General features: G+C 35.2%; 16 protein-coding genes. 1 reads left to right on the top strand and 15 read right to left on the bottom strand.

What is annotated here, in order from left to right; translation table 11 throughout:
- On the top strand, window positions 1-437 hold a 437-nt coding region (locus I7822_RS24190), incomplete at its 5' end, for an IS3 family transposase (RefSeq protein ID WP_207981628.1).
- A 44-nt stretch (window positions 438-481) separates the two neighbouring features.
- Here the strand turns inward: I7822_RS24190 and I7822_RS24185 are convergent.
- From I7822_RS24185 to scpB, 15 genes are all read right to left on the bottom strand, one after another.
- The gene (locus I7822_RS24185; RefSeq protein WP_207981627.1) at window positions 482-1,675 is read right to left on the bottom strand and encodes a GerMN domain-containing protein; all 1,194 of its coding nucleotides are present in this window, start codon (window positions 1,673-1,675) and stop codon (window positions 482-484) included.
- Complete coding sequence (gene sigX / locus I7822_RS24180; RefSeq protein ID WP_207981626.1) at window positions 1,653-2,201, bottom strand: RNA polymerase sigma factor SigX; 549 nt, start codon at window positions 2,199-2,201, stop codon at window positions 1,653-1,655. Before sigX ends, I7822_RS24185 begins: the two co-directional genes overlap by 23 nt.
- Window positions 2,202-2,495: 294 nt before the next feature.
- A complete protein-coding gene (locus tag I7822_RS24175; RefSeq protein ID WP_207981625.1) occupies window positions 2,496-2,948 on the bottom strand; it encodes a 2-thiouracil desulfurase family protein in 453 nt (150 codons plus the stop codon).
- A 16-nt stretch (window positions 2,949-2,964) separates the two neighbouring features.
- Entirely contained in the window at window positions 2,965-3,546 is a 582-nt protein-coding gene (locus I7822_RS24170; RefSeq protein WP_207981624.1) for a cob(I)yrinic acid a,c-diamide adenosyltransferase, read from the bottom strand.
- Window positions 3,547-3,792: 246 nt separating this feature from the next.
- Window positions 3,793-5,595 (bottom strand): ATP-binding protein, encoded by a 1,803-nt coding sequence (locus tag I7822_RS24165; RefSeq protein ID WP_243459655.1) that lies wholly within the window; start codon window positions 5,593-5,595, stop codon window positions 3,793-3,795.
- The gene (locus I7822_RS24160; RefSeq protein WP_207981623.1) at window positions 5,592-6,314 is read right to left on the bottom strand and encodes a response regulator transcription factor; all 723 of its coding nucleotides are present in this window, start codon (window positions 6,312-6,314) and stop codon (window positions 5,592-5,594) included. Before I7822_RS24160 ends, I7822_RS24165 begins: the two co-directional genes overlap by 4 nt.
- A gap of 148 nt (window positions 6,315-6,462) precedes the next feature.
- Window positions 6,463-7,638, bottom strand: coding sequence for a c-type cytochrome biogenesis protein CcsB (gene ccsB, locus I7822_RS24155; RefSeq protein ID WP_207981622.1), 1,176 nt, complete (start codon window positions 7,636-7,638; stop codon window positions 6,463-6,465).
- An 82-nt stretch (window positions 7,639-7,720) separates the two neighbouring features.
- Window positions 7,721-9,343 (bottom strand): cytochrome c biogenesis protein ResB, encoded by a 1,623-nt coding sequence (resB, locus tag I7822_RS24150; RefSeq protein WP_207981621.1) that lies wholly within the window; start codon window positions 9,341-9,343, stop codon window positions 7,721-7,723.
- Between the two features lie 16 nt (window positions 9,344-9,359).
- Window positions 9,360-9,881 carry a thiol-disulfide oxidoreductase ResA gene (gene resA, locus I7822_RS24145; RefSeq protein WP_207981620.1) on the bottom strand — a complete coding sequence of 174 codons (522 nt, stop codon included), beginning with the start codon at window positions 9,879-9,881 and terminating at the stop codon, window positions 9,360-9,362.
- Between the two features lie 95 nt (window positions 9,882-9,976).
- On the bottom strand, window positions 9,977-10,705 hold the full coding sequence (gene rluB, locus I7822_RS24140; protein ID WP_207981619.1) for a 23S rRNA pseudouridine(2605) synthase RluB: 729 nt from the start codon (window positions 10,703-10,705) through the stop codon (window positions 9,977-9,979).
- A gap of 278 nt (window positions 10,706-10,983) precedes the next feature.
- Window positions 10,984-11,514, bottom strand: coding sequence for a spore maturation protein (locus tag I7822_RS24135; RefSeq protein ID WP_207981618.1), 531 nt, complete (start codon window positions 11,512-11,514; stop codon window positions 10,984-10,986).
- Window positions 11,515-11,521: 7 nt separating this feature from the next.
- Window positions 11,522-12,109 carry a nucleoside recognition domain-containing protein gene (locus tag I7822_RS24130; protein ID WP_207981617.1) on the bottom strand — a complete coding sequence of 196 codons (588 nt, stop codon included), beginning with the start codon at window positions 12,107-12,109 and terminating at the stop codon, window positions 11,522-11,524.
- The gene (locus I7822_RS24125) at window positions 12,102-13,253 is read right to left on the bottom strand and encodes a D-alanyl-D-alanine carboxypeptidase family protein (RefSeq protein ID WP_207981616.1); all 1,152 of its coding nucleotides are present in this window, start codon (window positions 13,251-13,253) and stop codon (window positions 12,102-12,104) included. The genes I7822_RS24130 and I7822_RS24125 overlap by 8 nt, the downstream gene beginning before the upstream one ends.
- Before the next feature lie 68 nt (window positions 13,254-13,321).
- A complete protein-coding gene (locus I7822_RS24120; protein ID WP_207981615.1) occupies window positions 13,322-13,789 on the bottom strand; it encodes a DUF3907 family protein in 468 nt (155 codons plus the stop codon).
- A gap of 175 nt (window positions 13,790-13,964) precedes the next feature.
- The gene (gene scpB / locus I7822_RS24115) at window positions 13,965-14,561 is read right to left on the bottom strand and encodes an SMC-Scp complex subunit ScpB (protein WP_207981614.1); all 597 of its coding nucleotides are present in this window, start codon (window positions 14,559-14,561) and stop codon (window positions 13,965-13,967) included.
- Window position 14,562: the final 1 nt, after the last annotated feature.

Genomic DNA, 14,562 nt, shown 5'->3' with positions numbered 1-14,562 from the left:
AGCTATTTTTATCACCAATCCTCGATCTTTATAACGGAGAAATTATTGCATATAACGTTGAACAACGTCCGGTTTACCCACTTGTTTCTAATATGTTGGAAAAGGCTTTTGAAACTTTAAAAGAAGGGGATTCCCCTATCCTTCATTCAGATCAGGGCTGGCATTATCAGATGAAGAAATATCAGAAGGCATTGAAAGAACAAGGGATTACACAAAGCATGTCTCGAAAAGGCAATTGTTTAGATAACGCAGTCATGGAGAGTTTCTTTGGCTTATTAAAGAGTGAGTTACTTTATCTTAAAGAATTTGAGAGTATGGAACATTTCAAACAAGAATTAGAGGATTATATTTACTATTACAATCACAAACGAATTAAGGAAAAATTAAAAGGCATGAGTCCGGTTCAATACCGAACTCATGCCCAGGAAGCTGCTTAATATTCATGTCTAACTTTTTGGGTTCAGATCAAAATGAGTCTCTACTAATTTGCTTCAATTGGGTTTGGAGAAAAAGGCACTTCTATTGGTTTAGTAACATCCATGACACCGACCTTATCAATATTTATCCCATTAAACTGAACAGTTTTATAACCAAACTCTTTAGCTGTTAATAAAATGGATTCAAACATTATTATCGTTGGTTCACTATTTTCAAATTCGACATCTTGATTAAATTCGATTTCTAACATGTCACCATTTTTCTTTACCATTATCATTGTAATGTTATTCATTATTGTAGGTTTTAAACTACGCTCTTCTATCCCTTTCTTCATCGCTTCAAAAGCACTATCAACTGAATCGTATGAATCTGGTGATGGGACAAGAAGCTTTAAAGTTTCCTCATCAAATTGATAGAGGAAATATGCCTTTTTCGTTTCTTTCTTTACAACTAAATCTTTCTTATGACCGGTTTGACCAAATTCAATTCCTTCTTTATCATTTGTATAAAGCTTTGCATTTTTATAGTCGAGCCATCTAAAAGTTTCTATAATTGCATTTTGATATAACATATCATGACTAGATGATTTTACATTTGGTTCCCCATTATATTCAATGTTAATTTCCTCGGGATTTTCTGTTTCCAATATATCTGTTTTACTTAATTCATACGTAATCGGGCCAAGTTCATCTATATAAATTTCTGGATTTACCTCTTTAATTTGTTCCAACTTTTCCTTCTTCTCATTCGCCTCTAAACTTATAGGTATAATATTTTGTGCTTGTGGATCAGTAAAACCAACCGTGATGATCTCCTCTGCATCATTTTCATTTGCCACAAATGTTTCTTGTTTTTCACTTTTTAACTGAGTATTAGAAAGAGTATCTTGCTCTCGATAATTTCCTTGTTGCGAATTAGCCTCCGCCATTTTAAGATTGTTAGCAGAATCATTCTCAACTTTTACTGTTTCCTCTGATGTTTTCGCTGTTGACATATCCATTTTACTTTCTTGATTTGTTGTGAAATTTTGAAAAATATATGGAGAAATTAAAGCGAATATCAACAGCGCCGCAACAGTAGCAACAGCAGGAGTAATCCAACTTCGTGACTTTTTATTAATCTGCCGTTTATATTGAATGCTTTGAAAGATGTCTTTTGCAGTTTGTTTATCTTTAACAGGGGGCAACTGCTTCAAAAGCTGTTCGAGCTGTTCTTCACTCCACTCTTGTCTTTTCAATAGAAAACCCCTCCTTTTCAGATATGCTTATCATTTGCTTTTGCAATTGTTTTAAAGCACGATGCTGTGTTGTTTTTACTTTACTTACAGTCCAACCAAGAGCTTCAGCTGTTTCTGTAATTGATAGTTCTTGTAGGTAACGTAAAATAAGCACAGAACGTTGGTCAATCGAGCACACGTCAAGTGCTTTGTACAACCATTTAACTTGTTCATTTTGCAAGGCAACCTCATCAGGTAACACTTGATCATCCTCTATCTGCTGTTTATCCCAATCAAACTTTTCTAAAATCCGCATGCGAATTGTTTTTTGTTTGCGAAACCAATCGATTGCAACATGTCTAGCAATTGAAAATAGCCATGTTTTTTCACTACTTCTTCCTTGGAATGTATCGTAAGCCTTTAAAACTCGAATATACACCTCTTGTACAAGGTCTTCAGCCTGCTCACGGTTTTTCACCATATAGAATAAAAACTGAAAAAGATCATGATGATATTTTTCATATATTCTCTGAAAGGTATCCTCCATGAATGCCCCTCCATTCTTTTATTTAGTCGTAAAGAAATAGGAAAAGTTGCACAGATGTAATAAGAAATGTAATTGAAATATTTATGTAATATTTGACATCAACTATGTTTAACTTTAGCACACAAACTAGTAATCTCTAAGGTTATTTTTAAATATTCACAAAAGATTTAAGGTTTTGTTACCTTCTTATCCCTGTAAGTCCAAAACAAAGTGTTATATGTAAAAAAATTAAAAGCGACTCATACTGTATTAGAGTCGCAGCATTATATTATTACACACTTTTTACATACCTTATCAAAGCTCAGAAAGTTCCTTTTCTGAAACTACTTTAATACCTTCCCTCTTCAGCAGCGCTGAAGTAACTCCATCTCCAGCTATTTTCTTGTTCTGAAAACTACCATCATAGATCATTTTAGACCCACATGAAGGGCTATATTCCTTTAGCACAACACAAGTTACCTTGTTCAAGTTTGCTAGTTCCAATGTACGAATGGCACCGTTAATATAAAGATCTGTTACATCTTTACCCGATTTTTCAATAACCTTTGCGCGACCATCTAAAACATCATTTCCATTTCCACCAATTATTTCAGCTGGCTCTCTTGGCGTTAAAAAACCTGCTAATAACTCTGGGCATACCAACATCGCTTTTTTATCATCAACTAATTCTTGAATTTTCTCATCTAGACTTGCTGTTCCATTATAACGGCATTTAACCCCTGCTAAGCAGGAACTAACGAGAATCATAGAAAGGCTCCTTTTACTAATTTTCTTTTTTTGAAGGCTTACTTTTAAAAACAAGTGCACTTCTTTCGTATTCAACATCACTAATTCCTAAGCGAAAATTAATCACTCTTGCAATCGCAAAAAAGTAATCTGACAAACGATTTAAGTATTTTAAGACAATATCATTTATCGCCATTTCCTTTTGAAGTGTAACTGTACATCTTTCAGCACGTCGAGTAACAGTTCTTGCAAGATGGATTACAGCAGCTGCCGGGCTGCCTCCAGGTAAAATAAACCGCTCTAATTCAGGGGCTTCTTTCACATAATGATCAATTCTTTCTTCCAAAAAAGAAACCATTTCAGCTGTTGTTTTATATGGATATTTTTCTTTTACAACTGCTAAATCTCCCCCGCAATCAAAAAGCTCATGTTGAATTTTTTCTAGCTCTTTGTAAATATCGTCGAACAATGAGTCTGTAAGTAATGTCATCGCTTGTCCTACAAAAGAATTGGCTTCATCAATCGTTCCATATGCTTCTACACGTAAATCGTCTTTATCCACTCTAGCACCAATCAGGCTGGTTTTTCCGCTATCACCTGTTCTAGTATATAAATTCACCTTTTTCACTCTCCAATCTTCTTTTCCTGCTTAATATATATTTCGTTATTCCAATAAGTATACATTTCAACTAACTTTTTCAAATCACCTTTTTAATTAGATGAATTAAAAATACGTTTCATCTACTACCTTTATATTAATAAAGAAAATAGCCTACTCCCACGAATAGGCTATTTTTAAAAAAGCTTGGCACACAGAATGTACGTATGAAAATTGTTTCTTATGAAACAAGATTGTTCGTCATTATCAATCAGAATCTAGCTTTTTTCGTGGTAAAAAGATACTAAATGTCGTACCTTCTCCTATTTTACTATGAACTTGAATTTTCCCTTGATGTGCTTCCACAATATTCTTTGCAATTGCTAACCCAAGTCCTGTTCCAGCTCTTCCTCTAGTCCTAGCTTTATCAGCTTTATAGAAGCGTTCGAAGACAAAAGGGAGATCCTCTTCAGGGATCCCACTACCTGAATCTTGAATTTTTAGTGAAATTCCGTTTTCACTATTTGCAACAACGATGGAAACAGCGCCATTTTCAGCGGTGTGTCGAATGGCATTATCAATTAAATTAGTTAACACCTGTTCAATCTTATCTGGGTCTAATACATAAAGTGTATCATCTAAATCAATATCGGCTTTTAGAGAGATCATTTTCTCTTTTGCTAGGCCTTGAAACTTTCGATTTATTTTATCGATAAAATTTGGTACAGAAATCTCTTCAAGATTAAGGGAGATATGTCCAGCTTCCATTCTAGCTAAATCTAATAAATCATTAACTAAACGACCCATTCGCAAGGATTCATCATGAATAACTTGTGCAATCTCTTTTTTTTCAGCATCAGTGCTGGCAATATCATCAACGATTGCTTCACTATATCCTTGAAGCATTGATATTGGTGTTCGTAATTCATGACTCACATTCGCAATAAAGTCCTTGCGGAGCTTATCTAATCGACGTTCCTCTGTCATGTCTCTAAGAACTGCAACTGCTCCTCGAACATAGGATTGATTATATAAAGGACTCATTAATATAACCCAGCTTCTTCCTTGAAGCGATATTTCAAGTACCTGTTCCTTTTCTGTATTTACTACAAGGTGAAACAAATCATTTGCCTCTGGAGGAAGTTCCTCACTAGTTTGAATGTTCATTCCTTGCTGATAGTACCATGCCTGTAGAAATCGCTCTGCAGGGGGATTTGTGACTAATATTGTTCCATTTATATTTAATGTAATAACTCCATCTGCCATACTACTTAAAATATTTGATAAATGCTCCTTTTCTTGATTAAGTGCATTTATATGGAATTTTAATTGCCGCCCCATTTGATTAAAGGCAATACCGAGCTCACCAATTTCATCATTTGACATAATTGGCACCTTCATATCAAACTTTCCTCTTGCAAGGTTTTGAGCAACCTCTTTCATTTTCCTTAATGGATAGGTAATTCTCGTAGATAAAAAGAAAGCGAAAATTGTTGTTAAGATTATCGCAATACCCGCAGCTAAAATAATATATTTTGTTGTAGTCTTAGTTGTATCGTGAACAGCTGACAGTGATTGCGAGATAAAAACAGCACCGTTATCCGTTTTAGAAATTTTATAAGGGACTCCAACAATTAAGATTTCATCTTCACCGTTTGCTAATGGATTATTGGGATTAACTAGATTAGTTCGTTTACTTATATTCCGATCTTTTGTTAATACAGCAGCGAGATCAGCATCTTTTTCAATATCAGCAAATTCTAGTGCAGGTATTTCTTTATCTAGATTAGGTGAATTCCAATAGGTATCCCCGTCTTTTATAATCAGAATATGAGTTAATTCATCAGTTAATTCCCATATAATTGATCTTGCAAGTTGTTGATCTTCATCATGACTTTCCATGATTTCAGATACTTTATTTGCAAGCTGTACAAGTTCTTCTTCAGCCTCAACAACATGATAATTTTCAATAAACTCGAGCATTAAAATTGTTAGAACAAATAAGACGAAGGAAACGAGTAATAAAATCGTTCCCCATAGCTTCCCTACAACACTTCTCCAAAGAATCATGCATTATTAACCTCAAATTTGTAGCCTACTCCCCAAACCGTTACAATCATTTTTGCTGCTTCAGGTGATACTTTGCTTAATTTCTCACGGAGTCGTTTAACATGTGTATCAACCGTACGTAAATCTCCGAAAAATTCATACTGCCATACTTCTTTTAATAGCTTCTCACGGTCATATACTTTATCAGGTGTTTTAGCTAGAAAATATAATAGTTCATATTCCTTAGGTGTTAAACTAACCTCAGTACCATCAGCAGTTACACGATGTGCATCATGATCAATAGAAAGATGCGGAAAAACGATAACATTTTTCGCTTTTGTATCCGTTTTTAAGTAAGAGGTCTGTGATGATCTTCTTAGCAAGGCCTTTACACGTAAAACAACTTCTCTTGGACTAAATGGCTTCACAATATAATCATCTGTTCCAACCTCAAAGCCTTGAACTCGATTCGCTTCTTCCCCTTTTGCTGTAAGCATGATAATCGGGGTTGCTTTTTTTTCTCGAAGCTGTTTACATACTTCAATTCCGTCAATACCTGGCATCATGATATCTAACATAATAAGATCATATTCGTTATTTAATCCTAGTTCTAATGCCTCATCACCATTTTCAGCTTCATCAATCACATAATTTTCTCTTTCTAAGTACATACGTATAAGTCGACGGATTCTATCTTCATCATCAACAACTAGAATTCTTGCATTTTGATTATCTTCCATTTGGAGCCCTCCCTATTATGTAGTACGTATAAATGAAAAGCCTTCACTGCATTGGAGTGAAGGCTTTGATAGCAGCTTTGCAATTATTTTCATGCTACTTAGCACATTTAATTGACGATCTTACTATTATTTTAGGATTACCTTTTCTTTATGCATAAGAATGCAAGCCTGCGATAACTAAGTTAACAAAAATCAAATTAAACATAATGATTGCGAATCCTATAACTGCAAGCCATGCTGACTTCTCTCCATGCCAGCCTTTTGAGAGACGGAGATGTAAGTATGCAGCATAAAATAACCAAGTAATTAGTGCCCATACCTCTTTCGGGTCCCAGCCCCAAAATCGGGTCCATGCGATTTGTGCCCAAATCATTGCAAAGATCAATGCACCTAGTGTAAATACAGGAAAACCAATTGTAACCGAACGATAGCCTATTTCATCGACGAGATCAAGATTAATATTTTTCGTAAATGGTTGAAGCAAAGCTGAGATTCGTTTACGAAATAGTAGCCTAAATAAACCATATAAAAGCGTACCTACAATTGTTGACCAAATAACAGTATTTACCTTGTTTGCAGAAAAAAGTGCCGGAAGTTCAACAAAAGGCGTAAATTTCCCTTCTGTCACCAATTCTCCTTCATGTGGCCCTACTAATGCCGGTAAATTAAATGTCATTACAGCTTCTTGATCATTTTTATCAATCCAATTAAATTCTGCTTCATATCCCATACCCTTAAATGTTGACGTAACAGCGATAAAGCCTATCGTTACAACTAAAATATACATGACAAATTCTAACCATCGCGTTTTACTCGTTGATTTTGTTTGATCAACAACAGTGACTAGGTGAATAATCCCAGCGATCGCACTGATTGCTAGAATTGCTTGACCTAATGCAGCTGTTGTTACGTGAATGTATAACCAGTGACTTTGTAATGATGGAATAAGTGGACTAATATCTGATGGAAACATACTTCCATATGCAATAATTAAAATAACAATAGGTAAAGTGAATAGACCTAATACTGCAACCTTGTATATGAAAAATAGGATTATGAAAGCAAGGACAAGCATCATACCAAACGCTGTTGTAAACTCAAAGAGATTACTAACCGGCGCATGTCCAGATGCGATCCATCTTGTAATAAAATAGACTAATTGTGAAGCAAAACCTAAAATGGTTGTCCCTACTGCCAGTGTAGTCCATTTACTCATTTTATCTGATTTGCTTCGTTTATCTCGGATTGAGCCACCAAATAGAAAGATGGCCACTAAATACAAAATAAACGCAATTTCTAAAAATGTACTACTTAATGATGCCACGTTTTCCCCTCCTTTTAGAAATGTGTTAGTGCCATGTCAACCTTTTAGGACTAGCCCCGGATCTAATCCTATAAAGCTAAGTTTATTTTTTTTCCACTTGGTCTTTAGGAATTGTCAAAGAAGTACCCTCTAAAATTAGTTTCAACTCCTGTGTCAAACCGTACCAATTTTTATTTGTGTGACCCGCAATTAATATTTCTTCTTCACTACGTCTGATCCAAATTCGACGATGGTTCCAATACATACCTTGAATAACACCGATCATAAAAATTGCCCCACCTAATGCTAAAAACCACAGTGTTAAATCTTTTCTAACAGTTAATGCTGTTAAATTTTTTGTTTCAACACCTTGAAATTTCATTTTGTATTGATTATCTCCTGATGGTTCAATCGTCTGTTGTATCGCAACAAAACTTGTTTCTCCTTTAGGAGTTTCAGGTGTAATCATTTTGAAAACAAATGCAGGATTATTAGGTATCCTAGTTTTTGTTGATGGAACACCTTCCTCATTAAAGAAAAAGTCTGGAAGGTATGTAGAAATTTCAACTTTATACCCATTTCCTAAATCATAATTTGATTTAGGATCAAGAAGATCTACTGTAATTTGTCCAAAACTCTTTTCTGTTTCTTTATCTATTAAACTAAATGTCATTTTATTTAATTCATCTAGCTTATAGTCTACTTGATAAAGTGAAAAAGAATTAAATTTAAGTGGTTCATTGACACGAATTTCTTCTTGCTTTACTTCTTCAAGATTAGGCTCTGCACCATGGACAATTTCACCTTTTCTTTCATATAAAACAACATTTGATTGGAAATTTTTAACAACACTTCCGTCACCAACACGGGTAATTGCATCCGCAAAGACTTCATTTTCTTTGTCTTTCTCGTAAACTTCCATTATAAATTCTTTATTTTCTAGGTAGTATTTCCCTTCGGTTCCTGGTATGACTGCTGTCTCTCCTTCTCTAACCCAAAGCACTTCATCAACATACATCCCAGGTATAAAGCGAAGCATTGCTCCAAATAAGAATAAGATTAATCCACAATGATTGACATAAGGGCCCCATCTAGAAAAACGACCTTTTTCTGCTAACAGGTTTCCATTTTCTTCTCTAACATTGTAACGGCGAGAAGTTAATCGTTCTTTAATGGTTTCAAGGTTTGTTTCATCAGTTTTAGTAGCACTAAACAACCTCTGGCGCTTCATAAACGATTCATGTCTAGTAACACCTTGCTTTTTCAATGCTCGATATAATGGTACAAAACGATCTAAGCTTGCAATAACGAGTGAAATACCTAAAGATGCAACTAATATCATATACCACCATGAACCATATAAATTATGAAAACCTAATTCGTAATACAACTGACCTAGAACTCCATATTCATCTTTATAGAACTCACTTGCGGTCATTGTTGGAGGTATATACATTTCCTGTGGAAAAACTGTTCCTAGTGCAGAAGCAATTAATAGCAATACAATGATCCATATTCCAACCTTAACAGATGAAAAGAAATTCCATATTTTATCTACAAATGTCTTTTTATACGTTTGAGAACGTCTTGCAGATCCCTCATATTTCATATCCAATAGTTGTTTAGGTTCTTGTTGTTCTTTATCACCTATCGGATTTCCACATGATTCACATATATGTGTTCCCTGCGGATTTGCATGACTACACTCACATTGTACCTTATTCATGCTGAAAACTCCCCATTTAAGGTTTAATCTGATCCATAAAATCCCTTACCATTCTCTCTGTTAATGAACCTGAGGTAATATGTACGACTTCGCCCTCTGGGTTAATTAGAAACGTAGTTGGTAGAGGGCCTACACCATAGGCATTTAACACTTGGCGATCTTTATCCAAAACGACTGGGAATGACAAATCATGTTTGTCCACAAAGCTTTGCACCGCAACATTGGATTCAGCAATATTAACTGCCAAGACTTCAACACCTTGAGTTTTATAGTACTCATATTGATTATCCATATAAGGCATTTCTCGTTCACAAGGCTCACACCACGTTCCCCAAAAGTTTAAAAATACACCTTTACCCTTGTAATCCGAAAGCTGGTGCTGTTTTCCCTCTAAATCAGTTAAGATAAAATCGGGTGCTTCACTTCCAACCTTTACCTTCTCTTTACTCACAATAAAATTTGAATATAATGTATATCCTAACGCACCAATTAATAAAATTAATATAATAGAGCGCATAAGTAAACGTTTCTTCTTCATTTACAAACTCCCCTACCCTTAAACATTCAGTGTCATTATAACATTATCCATATAGATGGTTTGCTGCAGTTTTTGAAGTTTATGTGAAAATTATTTCACCTGTTGCCATGGAGAGCAAGAGCTCGAAGCTGTTTGACTTCATGTGGTGATAACTCTCTTGAATCACCTGTTGCAAGACCTTTTAAATCTAGAAATGCATATTGTTCTCTTTTTAGCTTTTGAACAGGGTGACCAATCGCTTCTAGCATTCGTCTAACTTGACGATTACGACCTTCATGTATTTTCAGCTCAATAATACATGTCTGCTTCTGCTTGTCTACAGATAATACCTTTACTTTTGCAGGAGCCGTTTTTCCATCCTCGAGATGGACACCTTTTTCAAGTTGTCTTACCTTCTCACGAAGAGGGATGCCTTTTATTTTCGCAACATATGTTTTTTCAACCTCATAGCGTGGATGCATAAGAATATTTGCAAATTCACCATCGTTTGTAAGAAGTATCAGTCCGGATGTATCATAATCAAGCCTTCCAATTGGATAAATCCGTTGCTTTATATAAGGGAAAAAGTCTGTTACAACCTTTCTACTTTTATCATCTTTTGCAGCCGAAATTACACCTGTAGGTTTATACAATAATAAATAAACAGGTTCCTCACGCTCTAATGGTACTCCTTCAACCTCAACTCGATCTTGATCAGTCACCTTTATTCCGAGTTCCTTTACTACTTTTCCATTCACTTTTACTTTACCTTCTAATATTAACTGCTCTGCTTTTCTTCTAGATGCTACACCGGCATGAGCAATTACTTTTTGTAAGCGTTCCATCTTGTTCACCTCGTTAACATATTACTGCTTTCTAGTTTTTTTCACAAGTTTCGACAAGTTTAGTTAGATAAAACAACATCAATTTAAAATCATTTTACCTGTTATCATTTTTAACGATTTCATTTCGATATTAAACGTCAAATTGTGCTTTACCATCATACCACAATTTCTATTTTATGTTTAAATTACGTTCGTACCGATAGTTTGCTCATTTACACCATAAAGAGACTGAACCAAACTAATGGGTCAGTCTCTTTCATTTTAGTATGAATTTCACCCTATGAGAACATTAATGTGACAATAACAATTGAAGCAACAATCCCTACAAGATCAGCTAATAAGCCAACCTTCAAAGCATCACCCATTTTTTTAATACCAACAGCACCGAAATAAACGGTCAGTACATACAGTGTTGTGTCTGTACTACCTTGCATTGTTGCTGCTAGCATTCCGATAAATGAATCAGGTCCATATGTAGCAATGATATCGGAGGTTAATCCTAATGCAGCTGTCCCTGAGATTGGGCGAATAAAAGCTAAAGGTACTATTTCTGCCGGAATATTTAGAATATCTAATGCAGGCTTCATTATATTCATTAAAAATTCTAATGCACCTGAAGCACGGAAGATTGAGATAGCCACAAGCATCCCAACTAAATATGGAATGATTGAAAAGGAAATGGTAATGCCCTCTTTACCACCTTCCACAAAGGTTTCATATGTTGGTACCTTTTTAAAGGTACCATATATAAGGATAAAGCCGATGATAACAGGTATTAACCATAATGATACTACTCCAATGATTCCCATGTTCTTTTCACCCTTTTCTCTTTCTCCGATAATAAAAGAATCGATCTATTAATATTCCTCCAATTGCTGATATAAAGGTCGCAAGGATCGTTGGTCCGACTATACTAGTTGGAGAGGATGAACCATAGGTCATCATGATCGCGATTACAGTTGTTGGTATTAACGTAATACTCGAGGTGTTAATGGCTAAAAATGTTATCATAGAACGACTAGCTTTATCCGAGTTTCCATTTAAAACCTTTAATTGCTCCATTGCCTTAATTCCTAATGGTGTGGCAGCATTTCCCAAACCAAAAAGGTTGGCCATCATATTGGAAATCATATACCCCATTGCCGGATGTTCAGGGGGTACCTCTGGAAAAAGCCTAGACACAATTGGCTTAAATAAGTTACCTAGCTTTTCTAATATACCTGCTTTTTCAGCAATCTTCATTAAACCAAGCCAAAATACTAATACACTAATTAACCCAAATGAAATCGTTATTGCTTCTTTTCCACCTTTAAAAACAGCTTCATTTACTTGCTCCATTGTTCCATTAAACATCGCAAAGACAATACCGATCACAGTTAAAAGAACCCATATGAGGTTAACCATATTTATTTACTCCTGCTGTAGCAAAAAATAAACCTTTAAACAGCTCCCAGAATGAGCCTTTCGGCTTTTCAACCTGACCATTGTCAAAGTAAATTGGAACCTCCGCAATTTCTTTTTTATCAAGCATAACAGACATTTCCCCTACAACATCAGGGACATCCTCAGGGTCTTCCCATTTCTTATTAGGTGTTATCAAGGAAAGATTAATTTTTACTTTTTGTTGTTCTTCAGCTGTTAAGGGATATATGACATTTCTATTAATAAACACTCTTTCCTTATAAAAATCGTTGTCTAGTTTATGAAGGGTTCCCTGCTGTTTTATATTTACAAGTTCAAAATTGTTATAAGCATAGTTGTGAAGATTCATATGATCCTTCCAATCATTTGGATCATTTAAGGTAACAACAATTGTATTGAATCCATCCTTTGAAGCTGTTGAGACAAGGGTTCGTTTCGCTCTTACTGTATAACCCGTCTTTCCTCCTGTGCTATATTCATATAGACTAGTTAATAATTTATTTTTGTTATGCCATACTCTGTCCCATTTTTCATTAGGATTAGGGGCTCTATGGGTTTCGGCACTAGAAATCTTTTGATATGTTTCATTTTGCATAGCATATTGAGTTAAAATAGCCATATCGTAAGCTGTAGAATAATGATTTTCATGATCATCTAGCCCATGCGGATTTGCAAATTCAGTGTTTGTCATCCCAATTTCTTCAGCTTTTTGATTCATCAACACCACGAAGCCTTCAAGGCTGCCTCCTACATGTTCGGCGATTGCTACTGCAGCATCATTTCCGGAACGTAGCATGAGTCCATATACTAAATCCTCTAATTTTATTTTTTCTCCCTTTTGCAAATAAATAGAGGACCCTTCAGCCTTACGTGCATTTTCACTAACTTTTACCATTGAATCGAGTTTTCCGGATTCAATTGCAAGGATTGCCGTCATAATCTTAGTAATACTTGCAATTCTCATCTTTATGTGAGCCTCTTTTTCATAGAGAATTCTACCAGATTCCTGATCAATTAATATCGCAGCTCTCGCACTCACACCTATGGCCGATGACTGGTGCGGAAATAATGTTAGCAGCAAAAAAATGATGATAAAACCGGTTGTCACTTTCTTTATATGCGGCAAAGCTATCACGTCCTCTTACTTGTTTTGTACAAGTTTATGCACGTGGACAAAGCTTATGAATGGAAATTTCAAAATTGTGGCTGGACTCCTTTATCTAATTCTTCTCTAACTACTTGAAAGTCGTCTTCTAAGGTGGTGATTAAATCGGCTAATGAAGGAGGTGGTGTTTTTCTAAAAACAATCGCTTTTGTGCTTGAATAGGCACTACGACTATCTTCATACCAAACATCATTTTTAGGGTGAAAATACCTTTCAATACATTGCTGATACACTTTAAAAAGAAGTTGGTTTGCCACATCTTCTTTAAACGGCTGATTCCTTAAAATAGTAGTGCAGGCATCAAGGGCCTCCTCACAAAATACTACAAGCTTCCGAACGGATTTTAACAATTTCAAGAAGTAGTCCTTGTCGCCAGCTATTTCATTTTCTAAAGAAGTGATCGTAATGTCATTCAAATAATTCGTTATTTTCTCGACAACATTCTCCAAAAATACTACCACTCTTTTAAGTTCTGATTTTACACGTGTATTTTCCATCATACACACCCTTTTCGTCATATGTATAATCAATAAAAGCTAGGAGCAACTTCTCGAATAGTATATGCTTATTATTTCAAAAACTGAACATATGAAATAAGGCTGACTCAGGTAATTTCACGCTTTTGCCTTTTTAGCAAGCATTGAACATTACACCTAAGTCAGCCTTAGATCATTATTTTAGTTCCTCTAATGTTTCATTAAATTTTTCAAAGAATAAGTCTGCTTCTTCCTGTTCATATTCTTCATTTTCTTTATCCGGAAGAGGTGGAAGCTCTTTTATTGATTTTAATCCGAAATATTCAAGGAATTCCTTTGTTGTACCATATAGAATGGCGCGACCTGTACCTTCTGCCCTACCAACCTCTTTTATTAGAATTTTTGCTACAAGGGTCTGGATCGGCCGTTCCGTTTTCACTCCACGAATTTCTTCAATTTCAGTTCTTGTAATTGGTTGTCTATAAGCAACAATAGCTAAAGTTTCAAGCGCTGCTTGTGAGAGTGAAGTATTTACAGGTGCTTCAACTAATCTTTTCAAATAAATCGCATGATCCTTTTTCGTAGTTAATTGGTATTGTCCTGCAACTACGACTAATTCAATTCCACGTTCATTTCCTTTATAGCTTTGTGATAGCTCTTCTAGAATATCAATGACTTCCTGTTCTTCGAGTTCTAAAACAACCGAAAGCTGTTTTAAAGAAAGGCCCTCATCACCTGAAGCAAATAATAGAGCTTCTACAATCGCTTTCCACTCAATAAGACCTAAGGACATG

Origin of the sequence: Metabacillus bambusae, from assembly GCF_017497975.1 — a bacterium.
In the GTDB taxonomy this organism is placed as follows: Bacteria; Bacillota; Bacilli; order Bacillales; family Bacillaceae; genus Metabacillus; species Metabacillus bambusae.
Note: the sequence above shows the minus strand (reverse complement) of the source record. Positions and strands in the feature narration are given on the sequence as shown.